24 protein-coding genes are annotated in these 23,549 nt (G+C 63.5%); 13 read left to right on the top strand and 11 right to left on the bottom strand.

Going from position 1 to position 23,549, the window contains the following annotated elements; all coding sequences use genetic code 11:
• Positions 1-462 (top strand): MaoC family dehydratase, encoded by a 462-nt coding sequence (locus NKH59_RS18950; protein ID WP_352770919.1) that lies wholly within the window; start codon positions 1-3, stop codon positions 460-462.
• The gene (locus NKH59_RS18945; protein WP_352772566.1) at positions 459-929 is read left to right on the top strand and encodes a MaoC family dehydratase; all 471 of its coding nucleotides are present in this window, start codon (positions 459-461) and stop codon (positions 927-929) included. The genes NKH59_RS18950 and NKH59_RS18945 overlap by 4 nt, the downstream gene beginning before the upstream one ends.
• A 46-nt stretch (positions 930-975) precedes the next feature.
• Here the strand turns inward: NKH59_RS18945 and NKH59_RS18940 are convergent, their stop codons facing one another.
• The 4 genes from NKH59_RS18940 to petA all read right to left on the bottom strand — a co-directional run bounded on the left by NKH59_RS18940 (position 976) and on the right by petA (position 4,576).
• Positions 976-1,521 (bottom strand): adenine phosphoribosyltransferase, encoded by a 546-nt coding sequence (locus NKH59_RS18940; protein ID WP_352469734.1) that lies wholly within the window; start codon positions 1,519-1,521, stop codon positions 976-978.
• A 214-nt stretch (positions 1,522-1,735) separates the two neighbouring features.
• The gene (locus tag NKH59_RS18935; RefSeq protein WP_352772563.1) at positions 1,736-2,608 is read right to left on the bottom strand and encodes a cytochrome c1; all 873 of its coding nucleotides are present in this window, start codon (positions 2,606-2,608) and stop codon (positions 1,736-1,738) included.
• 89 nt (positions 2,609-2,697) lie between these two features.
• Entirely contained in the window at positions 2,698-3,999 is a 1,302-nt protein-coding gene (locus NKH59_RS18930) for a cytochrome b (RefSeq protein ID WP_352541008.1), read from the bottom strand.
• A 16-nt stretch (positions 4,000-4,015) separates the two neighbouring features.
• Positions 4,016-4,576: a ubiquinol-cytochrome c reductase iron-sulfur subunit gene (gene petA, locus NKH59_RS18925; protein ID WP_352469731.1), complete on the bottom strand. Its 561-nt coding sequence runs from the start codon at positions 4,574-4,576 to the stop codon at positions 4,016-4,018.
• Positions 4,577-4,857: 281 nt separating this feature from the next.
• On the opposite strand from petA, the gene NKH59_RS18920 reads away from it, so the two are divergent.
• A complete protein-coding gene (locus tag NKH59_RS18920; protein ID WP_352469828.1) occupies positions 4,858-5,214 on the top strand; it encodes a cupin domain-containing protein in 357 nt (118 codons plus the stop codon).
• Positions 5,215-5,241: 27 nt separating this feature from the next.
• Here NKH59_RS18920 and NKH59_RS18915 read toward each other — a convergent pair whose 3' ends face one another.
• The 3 genes from NKH59_RS18915 to NKH59_RS18905 are packed head-to-tail and all read right to left on the bottom strand — an operon-like array spanning position 5,242 to position 9,800.
• Positions 5,242-7,344, bottom strand: coding sequence for a DUF6665 family protein (locus NKH59_RS18915; protein WP_353022698.1), 2,103 nt, complete (start codon positions 7,342-7,344; stop codon positions 5,242-5,244).
• Positions 7,341-9,230 (bottom strand): ABC transporter ATP-binding protein, encoded by a 1,890-nt coding sequence (locus NKH59_RS18910; RefSeq protein WP_352541005.1) that lies wholly within the window; start codon positions 9,228-9,230, stop codon positions 7,341-7,343. The genes NKH59_RS18915 and NKH59_RS18910 overlap by 4 nt, the downstream gene beginning before the upstream one ends.
• Positions 9,231-9,257: 27 nt before the next feature.
• Positions 9,258-9,800, bottom strand: coding sequence for a hypothetical protein (locus tag NKH59_RS18905; RefSeq protein WP_353022696.1), 543 nt, complete (start codon positions 9,798-9,800; stop codon positions 9,258-9,260).
• Positions 9,801-10,083: 283 nt separating this feature from the next.
• On the opposite strand from NKH59_RS18905, the gene NKH59_RS18900 reads away from it, so the two are divergent.
• The 3 genes from NKH59_RS18900 to NKH59_RS18890 all read left to right on the top strand — a co-directional run bounded on the left by NKH59_RS18900 (position 10,084) and on the right by NKH59_RS18890 (position 11,627).
• Positions 10,084-10,542, top strand: a complete 459-nt coding sequence (locus NKH59_RS18900; protein ID WP_352815267.1) for a tRNA (cytidine(34)-2'-O)-methyltransferase — start codon at positions 10,084-10,086, stop codon at positions 10,540-10,542.
• 171 nt (positions 10,543-10,713) lie between these two features.
• On the top strand, positions 10,714-11,157 hold the full coding sequence (soxR, locus tag NKH59_RS18895) for a redox-sensitive transcriptional activator SoxR (RefSeq protein ID WP_023679485.1): 444 nt from the start codon (positions 10,714-10,716) through the stop codon (positions 11,155-11,157).
• Between the two features lie 119 nt (positions 11,158-11,276).
• Positions 11,277-11,627, top strand: a complete 351-nt coding sequence (locus tag NKH59_RS18890) for a hypothetical protein (protein ID WP_156937440.1) — start codon at positions 11,277-11,279, stop codon at positions 11,625-11,627.
• Positions 11,628-11,663: 36 nt separating this feature from the next.
• Here NKH59_RS18890 and NKH59_RS18885 read toward each other — a convergent pair whose 3' ends face one another.
• Positions 11,664-11,921 (bottom strand): hypothetical protein, encoded by a 258-nt coding sequence (locus NKH59_RS18885; protein ID WP_023679487.1) that lies wholly within the window; start codon positions 11,919-11,921, stop codon positions 11,664-11,666.
• 103 nt (positions 11,922-12,024) lie between these two features.
• Between NKH59_RS18885 and hemF the strand changes: the two genes are divergently transcribed.
• The 3 genes from hemF (at position 12,025) to NKH59_RS18870 (ending at position 13,923) form a co-directional block, all read left to right on the top strand.
• The gene (gene hemF / locus NKH59_RS18880; protein WP_352833414.1) at positions 12,025-12,939 is read left to right on the top strand and encodes an oxygen-dependent coproporphyrinogen oxidase; all 915 of its coding nucleotides are present in this window, start codon (positions 12,025-12,027) and stop codon (positions 12,937-12,939) included.
• A 257-nt stretch (positions 12,940-13,196) separates the two neighbouring features.
• Positions 13,197-13,457, top strand: coding sequence for a DUF1344 domain-containing protein (locus NKH59_RS18875; RefSeq protein WP_352541000.1), 261 nt, complete (start codon positions 13,197-13,199; stop codon positions 13,455-13,457).
• 280 nt (positions 13,458-13,737) lie between these two features.
• Positions 13,738-13,923 carry a DUF1059 domain-containing protein gene (locus NKH59_RS18870; protein ID WP_023679490.1) on the top strand — a complete coding sequence of 62 codons (186 nt, stop codon included), beginning with the start codon at positions 13,738-13,740 and terminating at the stop codon, positions 13,921-13,923.
• Positions 13,924-13,926: 3 nt separating this feature from the next.
• On the opposite strand, the gene NKH59_RS18865 is transcribed toward NKH59_RS18870, so the two are convergent.
• The 3 genes from NKH59_RS18865 to NKH59_RS18855 are packed head-to-tail and all read right to left on the bottom strand — an operon-like array spanning position 13,927 to position 16,467.
• The gene (locus NKH59_RS18865) at positions 13,927-15,195 is read right to left on the bottom strand and encodes a CCA tRNA nucleotidyltransferase (RefSeq protein WP_352469725.1); all 1,269 of its coding nucleotides are present in this window, start codon (positions 15,193-15,195) and stop codon (positions 13,927-13,929) included.
• The gene (locus tag NKH59_RS18860) at positions 15,192-15,824 is read right to left on the bottom strand and encodes a CoA pyrophosphatase (protein WP_352469827.1); all 633 of its coding nucleotides are present in this window, start codon (positions 15,822-15,824) and stop codon (positions 15,192-15,194) included. Before NKH59_RS18860 ends, NKH59_RS18865 begins: the two co-directional genes overlap by 4 nt.
• Before the next feature lie 13 nt (positions 15,825-15,837).
• Entirely contained in the window at positions 15,838-16,467 is a 630-nt protein-coding gene (locus NKH59_RS18855; protein WP_352469826.1) for a DUF1285 domain-containing protein, read from the bottom strand.
• Positions 16,468-16,611: 144 nt separating this feature from the next.
• Between NKH59_RS18855 and NKH59_RS18850 the strand changes: the two genes are divergently transcribed.
• From NKH59_RS18850 to NKH59_RS18835, 4 genes are read left to right on the top strand one after another with little or no spacing between them, the layout of a single operon-like run.
• Complete coding sequence (locus NKH59_RS18850) at positions 16,612-17,616, top strand: AAA family ATPase (RefSeq protein ID WP_352450525.1); 1,005 nt, start codon at positions 16,612-16,614, stop codon at positions 17,614-17,616.
• Entirely contained in the window at positions 17,616-18,530 is a 915-nt protein-coding gene (locus tag NKH59_RS18845) for a DUF58 domain-containing protein (protein ID WP_352540998.1), read from the top strand. The genes NKH59_RS18850 and NKH59_RS18845 overlap by 1 nt, the downstream gene beginning before the upstream one ends.
• Entirely contained in the window at positions 18,527-21,349 is a 2,823-nt protein-coding gene (locus NKH59_RS18840; RefSeq protein ID WP_352815260.1) for a DUF4159 domain-containing protein, read from the top strand. The genes NKH59_RS18845 and NKH59_RS18840 overlap by 4 nt, the downstream gene beginning before the upstream one ends.
• 3 nt (positions 21,350-21,352) lie before the next feature.
• Positions 21,353-23,440: a hypothetical protein gene (locus NKH59_RS18835; RefSeq protein WP_352833406.1), complete on the top strand. Its 2,088-nt coding sequence runs from the start codon at positions 21,353-21,355 to the stop codon at positions 23,438-23,440.
• Positions 23,441-23,549 lie beyond the last annotated feature (109 nt).

Raw genomic sequence — 23,549 nt, 5'->3', positions numbered from 1 at the left:
ATGACCGCAAAGACCTGGGCTTATGAGGATTTTGTCGAGGGCGCTTCGCTCGACCTGGGCACCAAGTTGGTAAGCGCCGCCGAAATCATAGAATTCGCCAACGAGTTCGATGCCCAGCCGATGCATCTCGACGAGGCCGCGGGCAAGGCCAGCATCCTCGGCGGGCTGGCGGCTTCAGGCTGGCACACCTGCGCCATGTTCATGCGCATGCTGTGCGATGCCTTCCTGCTCGACTCAACCTCCCAAGGCGCGCCGGGCGTCGACCAGGTCAAATGGAAACGGCCGGTCCTGGCCGGCGACCTGTTGACCGGCAGCACCACCGTCCTTGCCAAGCGACTGTCCAGATCGAAACCCCGCCTTGGCCTGGTGACCATGCGCAGCGAGTTGTTCAACCAGCGCGGCGAAGGTGTTTTCGAGCTCGAAAACACCGTCATGTTCCTCACCCGCGAGGGCAGTGCGTGAGCCTCGACGAATTCTTCTGCATCGGTATCACCGTCACGCTCGGTTCACATCGATTCGAACCGGAGGCGGTCAAGGCGTTCGCCCGCAAATACGACCCGCAGATATTCCATATCGACGAAGAGGCGGCGAGGAACAGCATATTCGGCGGGCTCTGCGCCTCGGGCTGGCACACCGCCGCCACCTGGATGAAATTGAACCTCCAGGCTGGCATAGAGGCAGAGGTCGCCCGCTGGCCCGGTCCCGGGCCGGTGCCGGAATTCGGTCCCTCGCCCGGCTTCAAGAACCTCAAATGGCCCAAACCTGTCTATGCCGGGGAAACCGTGACTTTCACCCGCACCGCGCTGGCCCATCGCCCCATCGCCTCGCGACCGGGCTGGCGGCTGCTGACGCTCCGCTCGGAGGCCTTCGATTCGACCGGCGACAAGGTCATCGAATTCGAAAGTGCCGTGCTGGTGAAGGTGGAGTGAGCGGAGTTCTTCCCTACTCCACAAGAAGGGGAGAAGGAAGAAACGCTCAATGCCCCTCAAACCCGATCAGCGTCCTCACCGGTACGCCGAGCGCCTCTAACCTCTCGCGGCCGCCAAGGTCCGGCAGGTCGATGACGAAGCAGGCGGCGAGGATGTCGGCGCCGATCTGCCGCAATAGCTTGACGGCCGCCTCGGCCGTGCCGCCGGTGGCGATCAAATCGTCGACGAGGATTACCTTCTCGCCTGGAGAAACACCGTCTTTGTGCATCTCCATCTCGTCCAGCCCGTATTCCAGGCTGTAGGCGACGCGCACCGTCTCGGAAGGCAACTTGCCCTTCTTGCGGATCGGCACGAAGCCGGCCGAGAGCTGGTGGGCGATGGCGCCGCCGAGGATGAAGCCGCGCGCCTCGATGCCGGCGATCTTGTCGATCTTGAGGCCGGCATAGGGATGCACCAGTTCGTCGATGGCGCGGCGGAAGGCCCGCGCATTGCCGAGCAGCGTAGTGATGTCGCGAAACAGGATGCCCGGCTTGGGATAATCCGGAATGGTGCGGATCGCGGCAAGCAGCGTCTCTTCGAGCGAGGATTTCATCAAGCGGCTCTCCGGGCCTTTCAGATTCGGCTGAAGACGTGAAGGGAATGGGCCAATCGTAACCCGGTGCAGCTAAGTCCGGCTACCGCCATGTGACGCCTGACGGAAAATTGTCCGGCAAAAGGGGCCACTCTGCGCCGGCAGCGATGAATCGACATGCCTGCAATGAGAAGGGCGTCTTTCGACGCCCTCGCATTCTCGTAGATCGCAGGGCTCAGTGCGCCACGCCGGCCCACACCTTGCGCTTGGTCAGGTAGACCAGTGCGCCGAACAGCAGCAGGAAGACCAGTACGCGAAAGCCGGTCTTCTTGCGGTCCTCGAGGTGTGGCTCGGCCGCCCACATCAGGAAGGCCGACACGTCACGCGAATACTGGTCGACCGTCTGCGGCGCGCCGTCATCATAGGTTACCTGTCCGTCAGAGAGCGGCTTCGGCATCTTCAGCGACACGCCGGACAGGAAGTACGGATTGTAGTACGTGCCTTCTGGTATGACCATGCCCGCCGGCGGCTGCTGGTCGTAGCCGGTCAGCAGCGAGTGGATGTAGTCGGGGCCGCCCTGGGCATACTGGGTAAAGATATCGAAGACGAAGCGCGGGAAGCCGCGTTCGACCCCGCGCGCCTTTGCCAGCAGCGACATGTCGGGCGGTGCTGCGCCGCCATTTGCCGCCGCCGCCGCCTCCACATTGGGGAACGGCGCCGGGAAATGGTCGGACGGCTTGCCGGGACGATCGAACATGTCGCCGGCATCGTTCGGTCCGTCATGGATCGTATATTCGGCCGCCAGCGTCTTGATCTGCGCATCCGAATAGCCAAGGCCCTCCAGTGTACGGAACGCCACCAAATTCATCGAATGGCAGGCCGAGCAGACTTCCTTGTAGACCTTCAGCCCGCGCTGCAGCTGGGCCTTGTCGTAGGTGCCGAATGGCCCGGCGAAGCTCCAATCCATTTCCTCCGGTTCGTGTATCGGGAAATGCGTCGGCGCCGCCTCATTGTGCGCCTCTTCCTGGGCGCTGGCTCCAGTGCTTGCGGCACCCATGCCCGCGGCCAAAAGGCCAAGCAGCGCCAGCGAGGAGAGAATCTTCTTCATGCCAAATCCCCTTGAGATTCTCTGACGCGCCGTCACCGTCTCGAGCATGACCTTGTCCGAGTACCGGTTTCCACTTTTCGGAATCATGCTCAGCCCTTGGTTTCCGGCGCGGTCGTGGCGCCGGCAGGATGTCCACCGCCGCCCTTGTTCTTCTCGAGCACCGCCTCGGTGATCGAGTTCGGCAGCCGCCGCGGCTTTTCGATCAGCCCGAGCACCGGCAGCGCTACCAGGAAGAAGGCGAAGTAGAACAGCGTCGCCATCTGCGCCATGAATACATAGCTGCCCTCGGCCGGCTGCGAGCCCAGCCAGCCGAGCAGGATGGCGTCGGCCACGAACAGCCAGAAGAACAGCTTGTACCAGGGCCGGTAGACTGCCGAGCGCACCTTCGAGGTGTCGAGCCACGGCACTAGGAACAGCATGACAATCGCGCCGAACATGCAGAGCACGCCGCCGAGCTTGGAGTTGATGGGCCCGATATTGAAGGTGATAGCGCGCAGGATCGCGTAGAACGGCAGGAAGTACCATTCCGGCACAATGTGGGCCGGCGTCTTCAGGGGGTTGGCAACGGTGTAATTGTCCGGATGACCGAGATAGTTCGGCAGATAAAAGACGAAATAGGCGAAGACGAACAGGAACACGATCATGCCGAACCCGTCCTTTATGGTCGCGTAAGGCGTGAAGGCGAGCGTGTCGGTCTTCGATTTGACCTCTATGCCGGTCGGATTGTTCTGGCCGACGACGTGAAGCGCCCAGATGTGCAGCACGACAACGCCGGCGATCATGAACGGCAGCAGGTAATGCAGCGCAAAGAAGCGGTTCAGCGTCGGATTGTCGACCGCGAAGCCGCCGAGCAAAAGCTGCTGGATCCAGTCGCCGACCAACGGGATGGCGGTGAAGAAGCCGGTGATGACAGTAGCGCCCCAGAAGCTCATCTGGCCCCAGGGCAGCACGTAGCCCATGAACCCGGTCGCCATCATCAAGAGGTAGATGATGCAGCCGAGTATCCACAGCAACTCGCGCGGTGCCTTGTAGGAGCCGTAGTAGAGCCCGCGGAAGATATGGATGTAGACGGCGACGAAGAAGAACGACGCGCCGTTCGAATGCAGGTAGCGCAGCAGCCAGCCCGAATTCACGTCGCGCATGATCTTCTCGACCGAATCGAAGGCGAGAGTGCTGTCGGCCGCATAGTGCATGGCCAGCACGATACCGGTCAGGATCTGCGCCGCCAGCATGAGCGCAAGGATGCCGCCGAAGGTCCAGGCATAGTTCAGGTTGCGCGGCACCGGATAGGCGATGAAGCTGTCATAGACCAGCCGCGGCAGCGGCATGCGCGAATCGAACCAGCGTCCGATGCCGGTCTTGGGCGTATAGGTCGAGTGTCCCTCGCTCATCGAAATATCCCTTGCCTCAGCCGATACGGATCTTGGTGTCGGAAACGAATTGAAACACCGGCACCGCCATGTTCTCGGGCGCCGGTCCCTTCCGGATGCGGCCGGCCGTATCGTATTGCGAACCGTGGCATGGGCAGAACCAGCCGCCGAAATCGCCTTCCTGGCCGAGCGGGATGCAGCCAAGATGGGTGCAGACCTGGACCATCACCATCCAGGCTTCCTTGCCCGGCGTGGTCCGGTTGGCGTCGGTTGCCGGCGCGTCGGCCGGCAGGTTGGCGTTGCGGGCAATTGGATCCTTGAGTTCGGCGAGATTGACCGCCTCGGCGTCCCTCATCTCTTTTTCGGTGCGGTTGCGCACGACAACCGGCTTGCCGCGCCACTTCACGACGAGCGACATTCCCGGCGTCAGCGAGGAGACGTCGACCTCGACCGAGGCGAGCGCCAGCGTCGAGGCATCCGGTCGCATCTGGTCGATGAATGGCCAGGCAACGGCGCCCGCGCCGACCACTGCGGCCATGCCGGTGGCGACGTAGAGAAAATCACGACGGTTGGGATCCTGGGTGTCGGTTGCGCTCACGGGTGCCTGATCCTTTCGCCTCTTCCGTGCCGGCGGCCGAGCCTTGTTCCCCGCTCAATCGCGCCGGCCCGACAGCGCATGGCGAACAGGCTAGCGAATTCCTCCGGCATTTGGGACTTGGGTTTATGCGTGAAGCCTGTTTTTGTCCAGACGGGTGAAGGCACAAGGGCAGATTGTCGCGGGGGCGTAATTCGCACGGCGGAACGATTGGAAAACAGCAGCAAAACCAAATGGCTGCGTTCGCCTCGACATCTGGCGCTCGCCCGGTTTATCCTCGGCCTATGGCGCATGTCATAGACCGCGGCAAATGGGCCGAAGCGCCCGACCGCTGGCCCGACCACTGGCAGGGCGAGCTGCAAGGCGGAGCTTACGGCTCCCGCAGCTGCCTGATCTTCAACTACCTGCCTGACATCGGCGGCGGCCCCAGGCTGCACAGCCATCCCTATTGCGAGATTTTTATCATCCGGACCGGCACCGGCCTGTTCACCATCGGCGACCGGCAGATCGAGGCCACCGCCGGCCAGATCCTGGTCGTACCGCCGAACACGCCGCACAAATTCACCAATCTCGGGCCAGGCCCGCTGGAAACCACCGACATACACGAGAACGGCAGTTTCATCACCGAGTGGCTGGAATAACGCTTCCCAAACCAGTTCCGGTTCGGATCATGCGCTGGCGCCGAGCCTGGCCAGCACGGCCTTGGGAATGTTGTATTCCCGGATCACCGCGTCGTGCTTGCGCAGGCCGCAGAGTTCGCGCTGGATGAAATACCCGTGCACCGCTTCGGCTGCATCCCTGAGCAGCCGGGCGCGGTCGACATCGTCGCAATTCTCGCGCAGCCTCGTCAATGTTTCCTCGACGCGCCGGCCGGCGCGGCCGAGCGCGGCCTCCGCCGGCCGGGTCTCGGCCAGCGCGCTCTCCTCGTTGAACAGGAAACCGCCGGACTGCCGCTTCCACAGCCTGGCATAGAGCCCGTCGAGCCCGACCAGCTCGTCATGCGTGCCTTGCTCGACGATGCGGCCCTCGTCGAGCACCACCAGCCGGTCGAGTGCCGCAATGGTCGACAGCCGATGCGCGATGGCGATGACCGTCTTGCCTTCCATCAGCCTTGCCAGATTTTCCTGGATCGCCGCCTCGATGTCGGAATCGAGCGCCGAGGTCGCCTCATCGAGCACCAGTATCGGTGCATCCTTGAGGAAGACGCGGGCGATCGCCACGCGCTGGCGCTGGCCGCCGGAGAGCTTGACGCCGCGCTCGCCGACATAGGCCTCGTAGCCGATACGATCGCGATTGTCGCGCAGACCGAGGATGAACTCGTGCGCCTCGGCCTTCTTCGCTGCCGCGACCACCTCGGCGTCGGTCGCTTCCGGCATGCAGAGCTTGATGTTGTCGCGCAGCGAGCGGTGGAAAAGTGCCGTATCCTGGCTGACGACGCCGATATTGGCGCGCAGCGAATTCTGCGTGACCCTGGAGACGTCCTGCCCGTCAATGGTGATCTTGCCGCTCTCGAGGTCGTAGAGGCGCAGGATCAGATTGACCAAGGTCGTCTTGCCGGCGCCGGACGGGCCGACCAGGCCGACCTTTTCGCCCGGCCGCACGACGAGGTCGATGCCGTTGAGCACGCCGGACCCCTTGCCGTAGTGGAACTCGACATTGTTGACGTTGATACGCCCGCCGCCGACGACAAGCTCTTTCGCGTCCGGCGCATCGGTCAGGCCGAGCGGCTGTGAGATCAGCGCCTTGGAATTCTCCAGCACGCCGAGGTTCCGCAAGATGCCGTTGAGCTGCATCATCAGCCGGCCGAGCAGCATGTTCAGCCGCAGCACCAAAGACAGCGTGAAAGCCACGGCGCCGACTGTGATCGCACCCTCGACCCAGAGATAAACGGCAAAGCAGGCGATCGCCGTGATCATAATGCCCGACAGCATCGTCAGCGCCATGCGCACGCCGGTCAGCCTGCGGGTGAACGGGCGCAGCGCGTCGAGATAGATGTCGAAGCCGTTCCTGATGTAGCGGTCGTCGCCATCGGCCGAGAACAGTTTCAACGTCTGCACGTTCGAATAGGAATCGACAAGGCGGCCGGTGATCATCGAGCCGGCTTCGGCGGTGGCTTCGGCATGTTTGCGGATTGCCGGCAAATAGCGCCTGGCCAGAAAGCCGAAGGCGGTAATCCAGATCACCACCAGCACCGCCAGCCGGAGATCGAGCCCGGCGACCAGCGCCAGCGTCGTCACCGTATAGACGACCATGAACCAGACCACCTCGATGAAGCTTTCCATCAGATCGCCGGTCGCCTGTCCCGCCTGCCAGACCTTGGTCGCGATACGCCCGGCAAAGTCGTTCTGGAAGAAGGCGTAGGATTGGCGCGAGACATGGCGATGCGCCTGCCAGCGCACCAGATTATAGAAACCCGGCGTGATCGTCTGCTCGTCGACCAGCGCCGACAGGCCGACGACAATGGTGCGGATGACCAGCACCACCGCGATCATGAAGACAAGTTCCGGGCCGGCGGCAGTCCACAGAGCGTGCCAGCTGCGTTCACCGGGAAGCTGGTCGAGGATGTCGACCAGCCGCCCGACGAAATAGAACAGTCCGGCTTCGACCAGCGGCGCGATGCCGCCGATCACCAGCATGGCGAAGAAGGCGATCTTCGCCTGCCCGACATAATGCCAGAGGAAACCCCTGACGCCGGCAGGTGGCCGAAGGTCCGCAGGCTCGCGGAATGGATAGACCCAGTTCTCGAACCAGCGGTAGATGGCAGTCATCATTCGGCGGCTTCACCCTTGGCGATTGCATCGTTGGCGGCTGCATCGTTGGCGGAGGGGCCGTCGTCGAGCAGGAAGCCGCCCGACTGGCGCTGCCAGAGCTGGGCGTAGAGCCCGCCGCTGGCAACCAGTTCCTCATGCGAACCTTCCTCGATGACGCGGCCCTTGTCCATGACGACGAGCCGGTCCATGGCGGCGATCGTCGACAGCCGGTGCGCAATGGCGATGACGGTCTTGCCTTGCATCAGTCTGTAGAGGTTCTCCTGGATGGCCGCCTCGGCCTCGGAATCGAGGGCGGAGGTCGCTTCGTCGAGGATAAGGATTGGTGCGTCCTTCAGCATGACACGGGCTATGGCGATGCGTTGCCGCTGGCCGCCGGACAATTTGACGCCGCGATCACCGACATGCGCGTCGAAACCCTTTCGACCGTTAGAATCCGACAATCCGGCGATGAAATCCAGCGCCTCGGCGCGCCGCGCCGCCTCGATCAGCATCTGGTCACTGGCGTCCGGCCGGCCATAGAGGATATTCTCGCGCACCGAGCGATGCAGCAGCGAGGTATCCTGCGTGACCATGCCGATCTGGGCGCGCAGCGAGTCCTGCGTCACCGCCGCAATGTCCTGGCCGTCGATCAGGACCTTGCCGCTTTCGAGGTCATAGAAGCGCAACAGAAGATTGACCAGCGTCGACTTGCCGGCACCCGAACGGCCAACGATGCCGACCTTCTCGCCCGGCTTCACCGTCAGCGACAGGCTTTCGATCACGCCCTTCTGCTTGCCATAATGGAAGCGGATGTCCTCAAAACGGATCTCCCCCTTGGTCACGGCAATATCCTTGGCGCCAGGCCGGTCTTCGACGAGGCGCGGCAGCGAGATCGAGGCGATGCCGTCCTGCACCGTGCCGATATTCTCGAACAGCGTGGACATCTCCCACATGATCCATTGCGACATGCCCCAGAGCCGAAGCACGAGGCCGATGACTAGGGCGACGGCGCCGATCGTCACGGCTTGGCCGAGCCACAGCCATAGCGAGATTGCAGTGACCGAAAACAACAGCAGCGAATTCAGGACGTAGAGCAGGCCGTAGAGCTGCGTCACCAACCGCATCGACCGGTAGACTGTATCGAGAAAGCCAGCCATACCGTCCTTGGCGAAGGATGCCTCGCGCCGCGCATGCGAGAACAGCTTGACCGTCTGGATGTTGGAGTAGCTGTCGACGACACGGCCGGTCATGGTTGAGCGCGCATTAGCCTGCTCCTCGCCGACCTTGCCCAGCCGCGGGATGAAATAGCGCAACAGCAGGACATATCCGGCAAGCCAGACGGCAAGCGGCGCAGCCAGCCGCCAGTCTGCCGAGCCGACAATGAACAGCATGCCGAGAAAATAGACGACGATATAGTTGAGCACATCGATGAGCTTGATGACGCACTCGCGCACCGCGAGCGCGGTCTGCATCAGCTTGGTCGCGATGCGCCCGGCAAACTCGTCCTGATAGAAGCTCATCGACTGCTTGAGCAGGTAACGATGCACCTGCCAGCGGATACGCATCGGATAATTACCCATCAGCGTCTGCTGGTTGAGCAGCGAATGGAACCAGACCGTCGCCGGCAGCGCGAAAACCACGATGAAGGCCATCCCGGCCAGCTTCAAGCCTTCGGTCTGCAGGAACGTCTCGCGATTCTGTCCGGACAGCCAGTCGACGATCCGGCCCATGAAGCCGAACATCCACACCTCGGCAAGGGCGATGGCCGTCACCAGTACCGCATCGAGAGCGATGTAGGGCCACGCGCCGCGCGTATAATGCACGCAGAAGGCGATCAGTGTCCGCGGCGGCTCGACCGGCTCCTTGGCAGGGAACGGATCGAGCCTTTTTTCAAACCAGCTAAACATAGAGATGCTCACAATACCTGTTTCCGCTCACGCGGCACGCGAACGGACGGGGTGCCCAGACCGCATGGCGTCAAGGACCGGCGATACGGAATCGTCCGCCTCGCCGGTCCTGCTTCGCGCTATATAGGTTGTCGCGGGCCTTTCGCCGACAGTCTCGTTTGACGATGCTGACGACGTTTTGACGATCCGGATTTTCGCGCTGGTTTTTGCACCAGGCCGGATCAGCCTGATGATCCGGCGCACCAGCGACGGCCGGCTATAGTCCGGAACGGCGCGCGAGAAATCGACGTCCGGCAGCATACCGCGATGCGGACGCCGGCGGGTCTCGGCGTGAACCGCCGACGAGTAGGTCTCGCCGATCAAAAGCGCCCAGGTCGCAGTCTTCCGCTCGTGCAGGCTTCTTGTGCCGGGTATTCTACAGGGATCGAACATCGGTCCGTCCTCCAGTTGAAGATGCAGGTAGAAGGGTGAACCAACCCAGGCCGCGGGCACGCGCGGCGCGGCAAAGGTGGCATCGGTCGAAGCGTGTTCAGGTGGGGCGTTCAGCCCCTTCCACAGCTTGAAAAACATCGCAGGATTCCTTCAAAGGCCGAAAAAGGTTTCGGCGGGAATCGGTGCGATTGAAGTCTAGAAGGTCAGGAGAATCGTCGTACCGAAACCGCCGTCGGGCTGGTAAGCCCACGAGAGGGGTGGTGGATGTGCATGGCCATCATGAATTACCCCTCCATCGGTTCGGGTTGACAATGCTGGCCGTATAACCGACTTCGCAGAAAATGACCACCCGCCAGTCCAGGAATTTCCAAAACCGCGAGAGCTCTGTGGCTGATCTGCCACTTATTAGAAAGACGCGGAAATGACCGACCGTCTCCGCATCGCGCTCTACCAGCCTGATATCGCCGGCAACACCGGGACAATCCTGCGCTTCGCCGCTTGCCTTGGTCTCGGCGTCGACATCATCGAACCGGCGGGCTTCCCGCTCGGTGACCGGGCGCTGAAACGCGCCGGCATGGACTACCTCGAAATGGCGGCGCTGACCCGCCATGTCGACTGGCACGCCTTCGAGGACTGGCGCAAGCTTGCCAAGCGGCGGCTGGTGCTGCTGTCGACCAAAGCAGCTGCCGCCTACACGGATTTCGCCTTTGCCGGCGACGACATTCTCTTGTTCGGCCGTGAATCCGCAGGCGTGCCGGACGCCGTTCACGAGGCGGCGGATGCGCGACTGATCATCCCGATGCAGCCCGGCGCGCGCAGCATCAACGTCGCGCTTTCCGTTGCGATGGTGGCGGCCGAGGCGATCCGGCAGCTCCGCTAGGATGTGTACGCGATCGCCGGCCGCAGCGACCAAGGCGTCGTCCTCACGCAACACTGCGTCCTCTCCGGTCATTCTCATCCAGACGCCCATCGCCTTCTCCTGCCGTTTGCATCTTCGAGGCTTCTTCGCTACAAGCTCAACTTAACTTGAGGTCAAGCGGAAAAATCGGAGATGGCTGCGGCAACGGAATTAACAGTCGGCCAGGTGGCGATGCGCAGCGGCGTGGCGGTGTCGGCGCTGCATTTCTACGAAGCACGCGGGCTGATCCGCAGCCACCGCACATCAGGCAACCAGCGGCGTTATGGCCGCGACGTGCTGCGACGGGTGGCGATCATCAAGGTAGCTCAGGAGGTCGGCATTTCGCTGGCCGAGATCGGCACAGCCCTTCGATCATTGCCTGAAGGCCGGACGCCGACGCGCGAGGATTGGAACCTGCTTTCGACGGCTTGGCGCGATGACCTCGACCAGAAAATTAGTCAGCTCAAGAAGCTGCGCGACGGGCTGAGCGACTGCATCGGCTGCGGCTGCATGTCGATCGACAAATGTCCGCTGCGGAATAAGAACGACAGGCTGGCAAGGGACGGCGCGGGCGCCCGCAGGCTGGTCGTGCGTTGAAGCCATGACGGTCTGGACGGGTTCAGCGAACTTATCCTGTCCGTTAGTCACTATACAGTCTTGTGAAGTTCATGTGCCCGTGCTTGATACGCCACTGCAACTAACCTTGGGGGGCAGAATTGAAATTTGCATACAAGACTTACGCCGCGTTGCTTGGCGCCATTGTGTTGGCTGGATGCATGCCGAGCGAAGGTGAATGGAATACGGCAAGGACTTTGGTTCAGGGCAGTCCTGCCATGTATAAGAAAGTGCTTACGGAATGCATCAGGCATTCGGAGCAATCGCCTCTCAGTTCGAAGCAGGAAGCTGGCAAGATCATGAATGTCAGCGCAGCCGCGGCGCCACGTGTCTGGTGCGGAAGAACCGTGCGGGCCTTCGCGAATGGGCGCCTGACGTATGCCGAGATGAAAAGAGCGCATCTTGGAACGGGCGACAGAAGCGTGTTTATCAAGATCGTTCAGGGCAGATGAACTAGCCCTGATACATTCAGCCTCGATACCGGAGCGTTAATCGGCCGCCGGCAGCCGCCTGATGGTGAATTCGATGACGTCGCCCGGCCGCTCGAACCAGCTTTCGATCTCGGTCCAATAGGCCTGCTTGGGAAAGCGCTCGAACCATTCCTTCGCCTTGAGACGAGCATCGGAGCGCGGCAGCACGAACGTCTCGCGCAGGAAGCCGTCGCGCGGCATGCGCGCGTTCTCGGCGCGCGAACGGTCGAGCCTCTTCTTCAGGCCATCCAGCGGCGGTCTTGCCGGGGTGCGCACGAAAGAACTCCATTCACCCTTGACCCTTGCACCCAAGAGATTAGGGATCGCGGCCGGAAAAGACGAGTCATTTGTCGGGCGCGCCCGCAACCGGAGACAGGATTTGCAACGACCCGAGATACCGGCGGGGCTGCCAGCCGACATCGAACAGAAGAAGACGAAGGCACGGCTGTGGTTCGAGACGTTGTGCGAGCGCATCTGTGCCAGCTTCGAGCAGATCGAGCAGGACCTGCAGGGGCCGCAGGCTAGCTGGTCGCCCGGCCGCTTCGAAAAGACGCCGTGGCAACGCGATGCCGGCAAGGGCGGCGGCGGTATCATGTCGATGATGCACGGCCGCGTCTTCGAGAAGGTCGGCGTCCACACCTCGACCGTCCACGGCGAGTTCTCGCCCGAATTCAGGAAGCAGATGCCGGGCGCCGAAGAGGACCCCTCCTTCTGGGCAAGCGGCATTTCGCTGATCGCCCATCCGTGGAACCCCAACGTGCCGGCCGTGCATATGAACACGCGCATGGTCGTCACCTCGCGCCAGTGGTTCGGCGGCGGCGCCGATCTGACACCGGTGCTCGACCGCCGCCGCAGCCAGGACGACCCCGACACGATCGCCTTCCACAGAGCGATGCAATTTGCGTGCGAGAAGAACGCGGCGATCGCCGACTACGTGAAATTCAAAGCCTGGTGCGACGAGTACTTCTACCTGCCGCACCGTGACGAGCCACGCGGTACCGGCGGTATCTTCTTCGACTGGCTGCATTCGGATGAGGACAAAGGCGGCTGGGACGCCGATTTCAACTTCGTCCAGGACGTCGGGCGATCTTTTCTCGTCGTCTACGAACATCTGGTGCGCGCCAACTTCAATGACAACTGGACCGATGGCGACCGTGACGAGCAGCTCATCCGCCGCGGCCGTTATGTCGAATTCAACTTGCTTCACGATCGCGGCACCATCTTCGGGCTGAAGACCGGCGGCAATGTCGCCTCGATCCTGTCCAGCCTGCCGCCAGAAGCGAAATGGCCGTAAAATCTCGGTGAGCACGACGTGAGCCGCAATCGGGTCCAAATCCCCAGAATTTGACGGCGAATGTGGCGCAAGGCGCGCCAGAAAATATCTTTTTCGTCTAATGTATCATTGTAAAGATTGGGCTATTTGTCGCGTCGGGCCGGGAAACGCCGGCGGTTCTTTACTCCCGAGAGCCGCGACCCGACGTGACCGGACGGCCCATGATTGAATCGGGCACCTTTCCCAAGCGGTGCCCGTATTTTCCAGGAGAGCATGCCATGCGCAAGCTTATTATGACCGCAGCCGCCACTGCCGTTCTCGCCTCTGGTACTGCCGCATTCGCTGCGGTCAAGCACACCACCGGCACGATCAAAAGCTTTGATGGAACGGCGATGAGCCTAGTTCTGGATAACGGAGCCACCTTTACGTTGCCCCAGACCTTCAAGGATCCTGGCCTGAAGGTCGGCGAAAAGGTCCGCGTCACGTGGGATATGAGCGGCAAGGATAAAATTGCCGAGGCAGTCAAGATCGTGAAGTGATGTCCTGCCCGCTGGAGCAAGACGAGGTCTTACTCCTGGGTGGCGTAAGAGGGCGGAGCAGCGATGCTCCGCCTTTTCGCAACCCGATCACCAGAGGGCCGCGTGTCGGCTTGGACGCACGGCACTCTAAGGCAACCAAAACCGTTCGATCGTGTTATGCTTAGCTGGCCAGCGTGTAGCCCGGATACCGTACGCGGTTTCCGGATCGCGCAATCAAAGGTCTGGAGCTTCCGTGTCAGTGCGCTGCGCGGCGCTCCAAGGAGGAGATGAGGAGAAGCCGATGAAGGAATTCCATTGCGGGTCGCTCGTACCCGGCTGCGAGTGGCACACACGCGCCGAGGAGGAGGCTGAGGTCATGCGCCGTGCCGTCGAGCATCTGCGCGAGACGCACGGCGAGACGGTGATCCGCGAGACGATGATCGAGGCGATCCGCTCGCGCATCGAAAAGGTCCGCGACGCAGCGTGACGGTCAGGATTCGAGTGCCTCCGCGGCGCGCTTGAGCAGCGCGCCGCGATCAAGCGCAAAACCGGACTCGACCCATTCCTTTTCGAGATTCTTCAACGTTGCACCAAGCTTCGGCCCCGGTGATGCGCCAAGCGTCGTCAGATCGGCGCCCTTGACCGGAAAAACAGGGTTTTGCCATTTTGCAGCGAAGGCAAGCAGGCGCGAGAAGCCGCCGGCTTCGAGCAGTGCGTCATTGTCTTCGACCGCGCGGGATCGAGCGGAAGCGAGCAACAGCCGCAACCGGTCGACAAAGCCTTGGCGGTCGCCAAAATAAAGCCTTTTCGCCAACTCTCCTTCAGTCGTTTTCGGATCGACGGCAGCCGTGATCGCCCAATTCCGCAGCCGGCTTGCTTCGCTCACGGAAAGCCTCAATCTCTCGGCAAGCGTTTTCATGCGCGCGGCATCCGGCGGCACGATGGATTCCAGCCTGAGCAGCGGGTCCGGCGCCCAGGCCAGGTCCTTCTCGGTCTTGGTCAGCCCGTGGATGGCATCGATGCCCCATTTCTCGCTTTCCGGCAAAACGGCGGTCAGAACGCCGGCCTGGCGCATCCACAGCAGCGCCCGCGACGGATCTGGCGCCGACAGCAATTTCTTCAATTCCCACCAGACGCGCTCGACCGAAAGCTGGTCGAGCCCCTGCTTCAGCCGAGCACAAGCCTTCAACCCTTCGGCATCCGGCCTACCGTCGCCATACCATGCGAAGAAACGGAAGAAACGCAGGATGCGCAGATAATCCTCGCGGATACGGGCTTCCGGATCGCCGATGAATCGCAGCCTCCGCGCTTCGATATCGGCGATACCGCCGACCAGATCGACGACCGTTCCATCGGCCTCGGCATAGAGTGCATTGATGGTGAAATCACGCCGCTCAGCGTCGGCTTTCCAGTCGCGGCCGAACGACACTTTGGCGCGCCGGCCGTCGGTTTCGATATCGGCACGCAGCGTGGTGACCTCATAGGCCTTGCCGTGGCCGACCGCGGTGACTGTGCCATGCTCGATGCCGGTCGGTACCGTCTTGAAGCCTGCCGCCTCGGCGCGCCGGATGGTTTCCTCGGGCACCGTGGTGGTGGCGATGTCGATGTCGGCGACCGGCTGGCCGATGAGCGCGTTGCGCACCGCACCGCCGGCGACACGCGCCTCCTCGCCGCCATCAGTCAGCGCGGCGAGCAGGCGCTGCAGGTGGCGTTCGCCGAGCCACCCGGCCTTGTCCGCGATCGACACTGGATCGCTCACGAATAGAGCCTTTCATAAAGCGTACGGATGATGCCCGCGGTGACGCCCCAGATGCGCTGGTCGCCATAGGGCATCTCGTAATAGAACCATTCGAGGTCGTTCCACATGCGACTGTCTCTGGTGTGGTTGGCGGGGTCCATCAGAAAGCCCAGCGGCACCTCGAAGACGGCATCGACTTCGTCGGAATTCAACGTCAGGCTGAAACCGGGCCGCACAATCCCGAGCACCGGGGCGATGCGATAGCCGCTGCCGGAAACGTAGTCCGGCAGACGGCCGACGATCTCGATGTAATCCCTATCGAGACCGATCTCCTCGAATGTCTCGCGCAACGCCGCCGCTTCCGGGCTCGCATCGGTTTGATCGATGGTACCACCGGGGAAAGCCACCTGCCCCGAATGGTTGCGCAGCTTTTCCGCCCGCCTGGTCAAAAGGACCGTGGCTTCATGGCCATGATCGACCACCGGGATCAGCACGGCGGCATCGCGCAGCGCCTTGGCCAGCTTCAGCCTGGGATGGCCCGGATTGAAGCGGTGGTCGCCAAAATCGTCGCCGGCATGCGCCAGCGGCTGCGCCGCGACGCGCTGGCGAAACCCGGCAACGGAAAACGGCAACGGCATCACCTGATCCATCATAGGCGGTCCATCATGCGCTCAGCCGTTTCAGTTTCTCAGCCGGCATGATTGGATAGACCTCGCCTTTGGAACGGACGGCAAACATCCTCTTGCCACCGATGTCGATCTCTTCGCCGTGCTCGACCAGCTCGTACATCACCGGCCGTGCCACCAGCGCCTCCAGCCGCCCGCGCACCAGCACATAAGGCTTCAGGCCACCTGTCTCGTCCTCATCGACGAAGCGCAGCGGGTGTCCCGCCCCAGCCTCGACCACGTCGCCGACATTGGTGCGAAAGGTGATGATTTGTCCGTCGCCGACGCCCGACACGTCCATCTCGACGGCAATGAAGGGCGCGTCGGCGACGCGGATGCCGACCTTTTCCACCGGCGTCACCAGGTAAGTCCTGCCGTCCGCGTCCTTGCGCAGCACTGAGGAAAAAAGCTGCACCAGCGGCATCCGGCCGATCGGCGTTCCCAGATAGAACCAGGTGCCGTCCTGCTTGATTTCCATGTCGAGATCGCCGCAAAATGCCGGATTCCAGCGTTCCACCGGCGCCGGCCCCTTACCGGCGCGCGTCGCGCGCGAGACCAGCGCTTCCAGCCCGCGCGCCTCGGTCGCGGCCGTCAGGCTCTCTTCACGATGGTCGGCGGCTTCCGTCATGGTCACGAAATAGTCACTGTTGTTCCGCTTGTCAGCCTAAGTCTGTGATTTAAGTTCATTGCAGGCGCATGCGAAGCCGAATCGCGGCATTCTCTGCGGCACCAAGGTGCCAAGCGGTGTTTCCAACAGAAGGATCGATGCTGCATGAGCGTTATGATCAAGGAAAGCCCAATCAGCGAAAAGGACATGGTGGCGCAGGCCGAGAAAGCGCTGGCCGACATTTCGAGGGTCCGTGACGGCGTCGGCCGGGTCATTTTCGGCCAGGAAAGCGTCGTCGAGCGCACGCTCGTCGCATTGCTGGCCGGCGGCCATGCACTGCTGGTCGGCGTGCCCGGCCTCGCCAAGACCAAGCTGGTCGAAACGCTGGGCATCGTGCTCGGCCTCGATTCGCGCCGCATCCAGTTCACGCCCGACCTGATGCCATCCGACATTCTCGGCTCGGAAGTGATGGAGCAGGATGAATTCGGCAAGCGCTCCTTCCGCTTCATTTCCGGGCCGATCTTTGCGCAACTGCTGATGGCAGACGAGATCAACCGCGCCTCGCCACGTACCCAGTCGGCGCTGCTGCAGTCGATGCAGGAATACCACGTCACCATTGCCGGCGTGCGCCATGATCTGCCGTCACCGTTCCACGTTCTGGCGACGCAGAACCCGCTGGAGCAGGAAGGCACCTATCCGCTGCCGGAAGCGCAGCTCGACCGCTTCCTGATGCAGGTCGATATCCTCTACCCCGAGATCGAGGCGGAGCGCCGCATCCTGCTGGAGACCACCGGTATCGAGGATGCCAAGGCTGAAAACGTGCTGCAGCCGGCGCGGCTGAAGGACATCCAGACGCTCATCCGCCGTATGCCGGTGCCGGAAAGCGTCGTCGAGGCGATCCTCAAGCTGGTGCGCTCAGCGCGCCCCGGCCAGGGCAACGCCGATACCGACAAGCACGTCGCCTGGGGCCCAGGCCCGCGCGCCAGTCAGGCGCTGACGCTGTGCACCCGCGCCCGCGCCCTCTACGATGGCCGGCTGGCGCCGTCGGTCGACGACGTCCGCGCGCTCGCCGAGCCGGTGCTGCAGCACCGCATGGCGCTGACCTTCGCCGCCCGCGCCGAGGGCACCACGGTTCGCGATGTTGTGGCGAAGCTCGCGAAAGGGATTTGATGGCGCGCATCGGTGAAGCGCAGGCACCGGCAGCGACGCGCGATGCGCTCGCCAGAGGCCGGTTGCGGGCTTCGTTGGTGCCGGACCTGCTGGTCGAGGCGCGCCGCATCGTCAACACGGTAATTGCCGGCTGGCATGGCCGCCGCAAGCGCGGTATCGGCGAGAATTTCTGGCAGTTCCGGCCCTATGTCGAAGGCGATTCCTCGCGCATTGACTGGCGCCGTTCCGCTCGCGACGACCACACCTATGTCCGCGACCGTGAATGGGAGGCTGCCCACACGGTGTGGCTGTGGGCCGATCCCTCGCCTTCCATGCTCTACAAATCGACCGGGGCCAGCGTTTCCAAGGAATCGCGCGCCCTGGTGCTGACGTTGGCCATGGCCGAGCTTTTGTCGCGCAGCGGCGAGCGCATTGCCTGGCCGGGCCTGACCGACCCGTTCACCGCCCGCAATGGCGCCGAGCGCATCGCGGCGCAACTGATGCACGCCGGCGACCTGCCGGCAAAGCCCGATCTATCCGGCATTCGCCGGTTCTGCGACATCGTCCTCGTCAGCGATTTCCTCGACCCCGTCGAGGACACTATTGCGTGGCTGGACGTTCCCGCCCGCCACGGCGTGCGCGCCCATCTGGTCGAGGTCGCCGATCCGGCCGAGGAAAGCTTCCCCTATGCCGGGCGCACCGAATTCACCGATCCTGAGACCGGCGACAAGCTGACCGCCGGCCGCGCCGAAATGCTGGGCGAGGAATATCGCCTGCTTTATGCCGCCCGCCGCCAGGAACTGGCCGCCTGGTGCAAACGGCTTGGCTGGAGCTTTACCGTCAATCATACCGATCGCCTTGCCTCCGAGGCGCTGGTGCGCATCCACATGGCGATGACCGCCGAAGGCAGCTTTGCCGGGAGGGCCCGCGCATGAGTTGGCTGCCGCTCTCCTTCGGGGCGCCGATGGTGCTGTGGGGCCTGCTGGCGCTGCCGGTGATCTGGTGGCTTCTGCGGCTGACCCCGCCCAGGCCGCAAGCCGAGGTGTTTCCGCCGCTCAGGATTCTCGCCCGCGTGCTGAGGCGCGAAGAAACGCCGCAGCAGAGCCCTTGGTGGCTGACGCTGCTCAGGCTGCTGATGGCCGCGCTTGTCGTGGCAGCACTTGCCGAACCCGTCTTCAACCCGCGCGAAAAGCTGCCGGCCGAAGGCGCCGCCCTGGCGCTGGTGATCGACAATGACTGGGCAAGTGCCGCCGACTGGGGCAAGCGGGTCGCCACCGCCGAGCGGCTGATCGCCGATGCCAATTCGAACGGCGTGCCGGTGCTCATCGCTTTCACCGCCGAGAAGCCGAATGCCGAGATCGGTCCCTTCGATGCCGCTGCCGCGCTCGACCGGCTGCGCGCGGCAAAGCCGCGGCCGATCCCGACCGACCGCCCCGCCGTCTACGCCCGCGTCGCGTCAGCCCTGGAGTCGCTGCCGGGCGCAAGCGTCGCAGTGCTCGCCGATGGCTTGGCGGCGCAAGGCGACGAAGCCGCCTTCAACACGTTGTTGTCAAAGAACGCGGCACGTGTCGTCTGGGCCGTCTCCGACCGGCTGTCGCTGACCGGCCTGACCGGCGCCGACAACCAGGTCGACGGCTTCGCCCTGACCGCCATCCGCGCACCGGGCGATCCGGCACCTGCACAGGTGACGGCCGGCGCGTTCGACGACAAGGGGCGCCGCATTGCCGACGCGACGCTGACCTTTGCCCCGGGCGGAACCACCGCAACCGGCACGATGGCGGTGCCGTTCGAACTGCGCAACGACTTCGCCTACATCGCGCTCGATGGCGAGCGCCAGGCCGGTGCCGTCCGCGTGCTCGATGAGAGCTCAAAACGCCGCCGCGTCGGGCTGCTGTCGCAGTCCGAGGCTGATCAGGCGCAACCGCTGCTGTCGCCGCTCTACTACATTCGCCGCGCCCTGCAGCCCTTCGCCGATCTCGTCGAGCCGTCGAGCGTCGATCTCGCCGACGCCATCCCGCAACTGCTCGACCAGAAACCGGCGATGATCGTCATGGCTGATGTCGGCACCATTCCGGAACAGGCGCGGCAGAGGCTGGTCGACTGGGTCGACAAGGGCGGCACGCTGGTGCGTTTTGCCGGTTCGCGGCTGGCCGCTGCCGGCAATGACGACGATCTGCTGCCGGTCCGGCTGCGCACCGGCGAGCGATCGCTTGGCGGCGCGCTGTCATGGACGGCGCCGCAGCCGGTCACCGAATTCCCGAAAACCGGTCCCTTCGCCGACCTCGCGCCGCCGACCGAGGTCACCGTTACCAGGCAGGTGCTGGCCGAGCCGACGCCCGACATTGTCGAGCGCACCTGGGCCACGCTTGCCGACGGTACGCCGCTGGTGACCGGGATGAAGAAGGACAAGGGCACCCTCGTACTGTTCCACGTCACCCCCGAGGCGACGTGGTCCAACCTGCCGATCTCCGGCAGCTTCGTCGAGATGCTGCGGCGCATCGTGCAATTGTCGCGCAACCAGGGCTCGGCGGTCGCCAATGCCGAGGCAGCCGCCACGTCGCTGGCACCCTATCGCATGATCGCTGCCGACGGCACGCTGGTGCCGCCGACGCCGGATGCCAGGCCGCTGGTGCCCGGCGCCGGCCCGCTGCCGGTGACGCTGGAAAACCCGCCCGGCCTCTACGGCTCGGAGACGGGAGTGTTCGCTCACAATCTGCTCGGTGGCGACAGCGCATTCACGCCGCTGGCCCGGCCTGAAATCACGGTGCCGGTCACCACCATCCAGTATGCCTTCGACGAGCAGCACAACCTCAAAGGTCCGCTTGTCACGGCCGCTCTGGTGCTGATGGTGCTCGACACGCTTGCCGTATTCTGGATGGGCGGCCTGTTGTCGCGCCGGCCGCGCCGTGCCGGCGCTGCGGCCACGGCAGCCGTCCTGCTGATTGCGCTCGGCGCTTTGATTGGCCACGCGGACGTCGCGCGCGCCGACGACGCCAAACCGGGAGATACGGAGGCGATCGGGGACATTTCAAAGACCCGGATCGCCTATGTGCTGACCGGCGAGCCGGGTGTCGATTCGATCAGCCGCGCCGGGCTCGAAGGCCTGACCCGCTTTCTTATCGAAAAAACCGCGCTCGAACCCGGAGCACCGGCCGGCGTCGACATCTCGAAGGACGAACTTTCCTTCTATCCGCTGATCTACTGGCCGATCGATCCCTCGGCCCCGATGCCCAGCGAGGCCGCCATCGCCCGCATCGACGCCTACATGCAGCAGGGCGGAACGGTCTTGTTCGACACCCGCGACCAGTTCGCCAATGGCATTGGTGCGGATTCGACCAGCCCGGCGACGGAGCGGCTGCGCGACATCCTCGGCAACCTCAACGTGCCACCGCTTGAACCGGTGCCGTCGGATCACGTGCTGACCAAATCCTTCTACATTCTTCCGGAGTTTCCCGGCCGTTTTGCCGGCAGCCCGCTTTGGGTCGAGGCATCGCTCGAAGCCAGCAACACCGAGAACCGCCCGGTGCGCACCGGCGACGGCGTTTCGCCGATCATGATCACCGCCAATGATTTCGCCGGCGCTTGGGCCGTCGACGAGAATGGCGACCCGCTATTGCCGACGGTGCCTTCGGATCCGATGCAGCGCATCTATGCGCTGCGTGCCGGCGTCAACATCATGATGTACATGCTGACCGGCAACTACAAATCCGATCAGGTGCACGTCCCGGTGCTGCTCGAACGGCTGGGGCAGTAGACTATGAACTGGTCGCTCTCCTTCGAACCGCTCATCACCTGGCCACTGCTCGCAGTGGTTCTGGTGCCGCTGCTGCTGCTGGCGCTGGTCGGCCTTTGGTTTCGCCAGCGCGGCGCGGTCTTCCGCCTGGCAGCCCTGATTGCCCTGGCGGCGGCGCTGCTCAATCCGGTGTTCCTCGACGAAGAACGTGAGCCGCTGAAAAGCATTGTCGCCGTCGTCGTCGATCGCAGTCAGAGCCAGGATATCGGCGACCGCACCAAGCAGACTGACGCGGCGTTGGCCGGGCTTCAGCAGCGTCTCGGCCGCTTCAAGCAGTTCGACGTCCGTGTCGTCGAAGCCGGCAAGTCCGAAGCCGCTGACGAGCGCACCGAGACGCGGTTGTTTTCCTCGCTCGAAAATGCTTTCCGCGACGTGCCGCCATCGCGCATCGGCGGCGCCATCATGATCACCGATGGCGAGGTGCATGACGCGCCGTCCGGCGCACCCGATTTCAATGCCCCGCTGCACGCGCTGATTACCGGCAACGAGCATGAAAAGGACCGTCGCATTCGCTTCGAGAATGCGCCGCGCTTCGGCCTCGTCGGCAAGCCGCTCGACATGACCTATCGCGTCATCGCCACCAACAACGAAACCGGCCCGGTCGATGTCCGCGTATCGGTCAATGGCGAGCAGGTATCGGTCGAGCACGCCAACATCGGCCAGGCGATGCCGCTGCAGGTGACCATTCCCAGCGCCGGGCGCAACATTGTCGAACTCGCCATCAACCACGAGCCGGGCGAACTCACCGACACCAACAACCGCGCCATCGCGCTGATCGACGGCATTCGCGAAAATCTGCGCGTATTGCTCGTTTCCGGCGAACCGCATGCGGGCGAGCGCACCTGGCGCAATTTGCTGAAATCCGACGCTTCGGTGGACCTCGTGCACTTCACCATCCTGCGCCCGCCGGAAAAGCAGGACGGCACGCCGATCAACGAATTGTCGCTGATCGCCTTCCCGACGCGCGAGCTGTTCGTCGAGAAGATCAAGGATTTCGACCTGATCATCTTCGACCGCTATCAGCACCGCGACGTACTGCCGATCCTCTATTACGACTATATCTCCGAATACGTCGAAAAGGGCGGCGCGCTGCTGATCGCGGCAGGCCCCGAATATGCCGGCGAAAGCTCGATCGCCCGCACGCCGCTGATGTCGGCGCTGCCGGCAATGCCGACCGGCGAGGTCATCGACAAGGCCTTCTATCCGCGCCTCACCGATACCGGCCAGCGTCATCCGGTAACGCGCGGGCTCGACGGCTCCGCGACCGAGCCGCCGCACTGGAGCCGCTGGTTCCGCACCATCGGCGTCGAGAACCCCGAGGGCGAGGTGGTGATGAAGGGCGCCGACAACCGGCCGCTGCTGCTGCTCGATCGCAAGGGCGAAGGCCGCGTCGGCATGCTTCTGTCCGACCAGGGCTGGCTGTGGGCGCGCGGCTTCGAGGGCGGCGGCCCCCATGTCCAGCTCTACCGGCGCATCGCCCACTGGCTGATGAAGGAGCCCGAACTCGAGGAAGAGCGGCTGACCGCCGACGGCCGCGGCATGGTGCTTGAAATCCGCCGCCAGACGATGAGCGACGACCCCGGCCCGGCGCAAGTCATCACGCCGTCCGGCAAGGCACTGATCGTCAGGCTCGAGAAATCCGAACCAGGCGTCTTCCTCGGCAGCGTCGAGACCAACGAAATCGGTCTCTATCAGGTCGGCAATGGCGACCTGACGGCATTGGCCCATGTCGGGCCGGTCAACGCCCCGGAATTCACCGACGTCGTCTCCACCGAGAACCGGCTGAAACCACCGGCTGAGGCAACCGGCGGCAGCGTTCGCCGGCTGGCGCCGGCCTCAGCACTTGGCACTCTCACCAGCACCGTCACGCTGCCATCCGTAGTCCCGGTCCGTTCCTCGGGCGCTGCCTCCGGCGATGACTGGATCGGCCTGCGCACCACCGACGACAGTGTACTCAAGGCCGTCTCGCGCGTGCCGCTGTTCGGCGGCTTCCTCGGCCTCGGCCTGCTGCTTCTGGCGATGGGCTCGATGTGGTACCGCGAAGGGCGGTAACGCGGTTTATCCTTCTCCCCTTGTGAGATCTTTGCACAGAAGCCGATCAGTGATTCTGTTGTGAGGTTGGAGCAGGGAGATTCGCGATGGTGGATCGTGTTCTGGGTCA

Origin of the sequence: Mesorhizobium sp. M0998 (assembly GCF_040318885.1) — a bacterium.
GTDB lineage: Bacteria > Pseudomonadota > Alphaproteobacteria > Rhizobiales > Rhizobiaceae > Mesorhizobium.
This window is presented reverse-complemented; position numbering and strand designations above follow the sequence as displayed.

What these genes read in the sequence shown, in the direction of transcription:
- NKH59_RS18950 (WP_352770919.1), top strand. Translation starts at nt 1, where the DNA reads ATGACCGCAAAGACCTGGGCTTATGAGGATTTTGTCGAGGGCGCTTCG.
- NKH59_RS18835 (WP_352833406.1), top strand. Translation starts at nt 21,353, where the DNA reads ATGAACTGGTCGCTCTCCTTCGAACCGCTCATCACCTGGCCACTGCTC.
- NKH59_RS18920 (WP_352469828.1), top strand. Translation starts at nt 4,858, where the DNA reads ATGGCGCATGTCATAGACCGCGGCAAATGGGCCGAAGCGCCCGACCGC.
- NKH59_RS18940 (WP_352469734.1), bottom strand. Translation starts at nt 1,521, where the DNA reads ATGAAATCCTCGCTCGAAGAGACGCTGCTTGCCGCGATCCGCACCATT.
- NKH59_RS18850 (WP_352450525.1), top strand. Translation starts at nt 16,612, where the DNA reads ATGAGCGTTATGATCAAGGAAAGCCCAATCAGCGAAAAGGACATGGTG.
- NKH59_RS18935 (WP_352772563.1), bottom strand. Translation starts at nt 2,608, where the DNA reads ATGAAGAAGATTCTCTCCTCGCTGGCGCTGCTTGGCCTTTTGGCCGCG.
- NKH59_RS18855 (WP_352469826.1), bottom strand. Translation starts at nt 16,467, where the DNA reads ATGACGGAAGCCGCCGACCATCGTGAAGAGAGCCTGACGGCCGCGACC.
- NKH59_RS18915 (WP_353022698.1), bottom strand. Translation starts at nt 7,344, where the DNA reads ATGATGACTGCCATCTACCGCTGGTTCGAGAACTGGGTCTATCCATTC.
- NKH59_RS18840 (WP_352815260.1), top strand. Translation starts at nt 18,527, where the DNA reads ATGAGTTGGCTGCCGCTCTCCTTCGGGGCGCCGATGGTGCTGTGGGGC.
- NKH59_RS18905 (WP_353022696.1), bottom strand. Translation starts at nt 9,800, where the DNA reads ATGTTTTTCAAGCTGTGGAAGGGGCTGAACGCCCCACCTGAACACGCT.
- NKH59_RS18930 (WP_352541008.1), bottom strand. Translation starts at nt 3,999, where the DNA reads ATGAGCGAGGGACACTCGACCTATACGCCCAAGACCGGCATCGGACGC.
- NKH59_RS18900 (WP_352815267.1), top strand. Translation starts at nt 10,084, where the DNA reads ATGACCGACCGTCTCCGCATCGCGCTCTACCAGCCTGATATCGCCGGC.
- NKH59_RS18910 (WP_352541005.1), bottom strand. Translation starts at nt 9,230, where the DNA reads ATGTTTAGCTGGTTTGAAAAAAGGCTCGATCCGTTCCCTGCCAAGGAG.
- soxR (WP_023679485.1), top strand. Translation starts at nt 10,714, where the DNA reads ATGGCTGCGGCAACGGAATTAACAGTCGGCCAGGTGGCGATGCGCAGC.
- NKH59_RS18860 (WP_352469827.1), bottom strand. Translation starts at nt 15,824, where the DNA reads ATGGATCAGGTGATGCCGTTGCCGTTTTCCGTTGCCGGGTTTCGCCAG.
- NKH59_RS18870 (WP_023679490.1), top strand. Translation starts at nt 13,738, where the DNA reads ATGAAGGAATTCCATTGCGGGTCGCTCGTACCCGGCTGCGAGTGGCAC.
- NKH59_RS18845 (WP_352540998.1), top strand. Translation starts at nt 17,616, where the DNA reads ATGGCGCGCATCGGTGAAGCGCAGGCACCGGCAGCGACGCGCGATGCG.
- NKH59_RS18875 (WP_352541000.1), top strand. Translation starts at nt 13,197, where the DNA reads ATGCGCAAGCTTATTATGACCGCAGCCGCCACTGCCGTTCTCGCCTCT.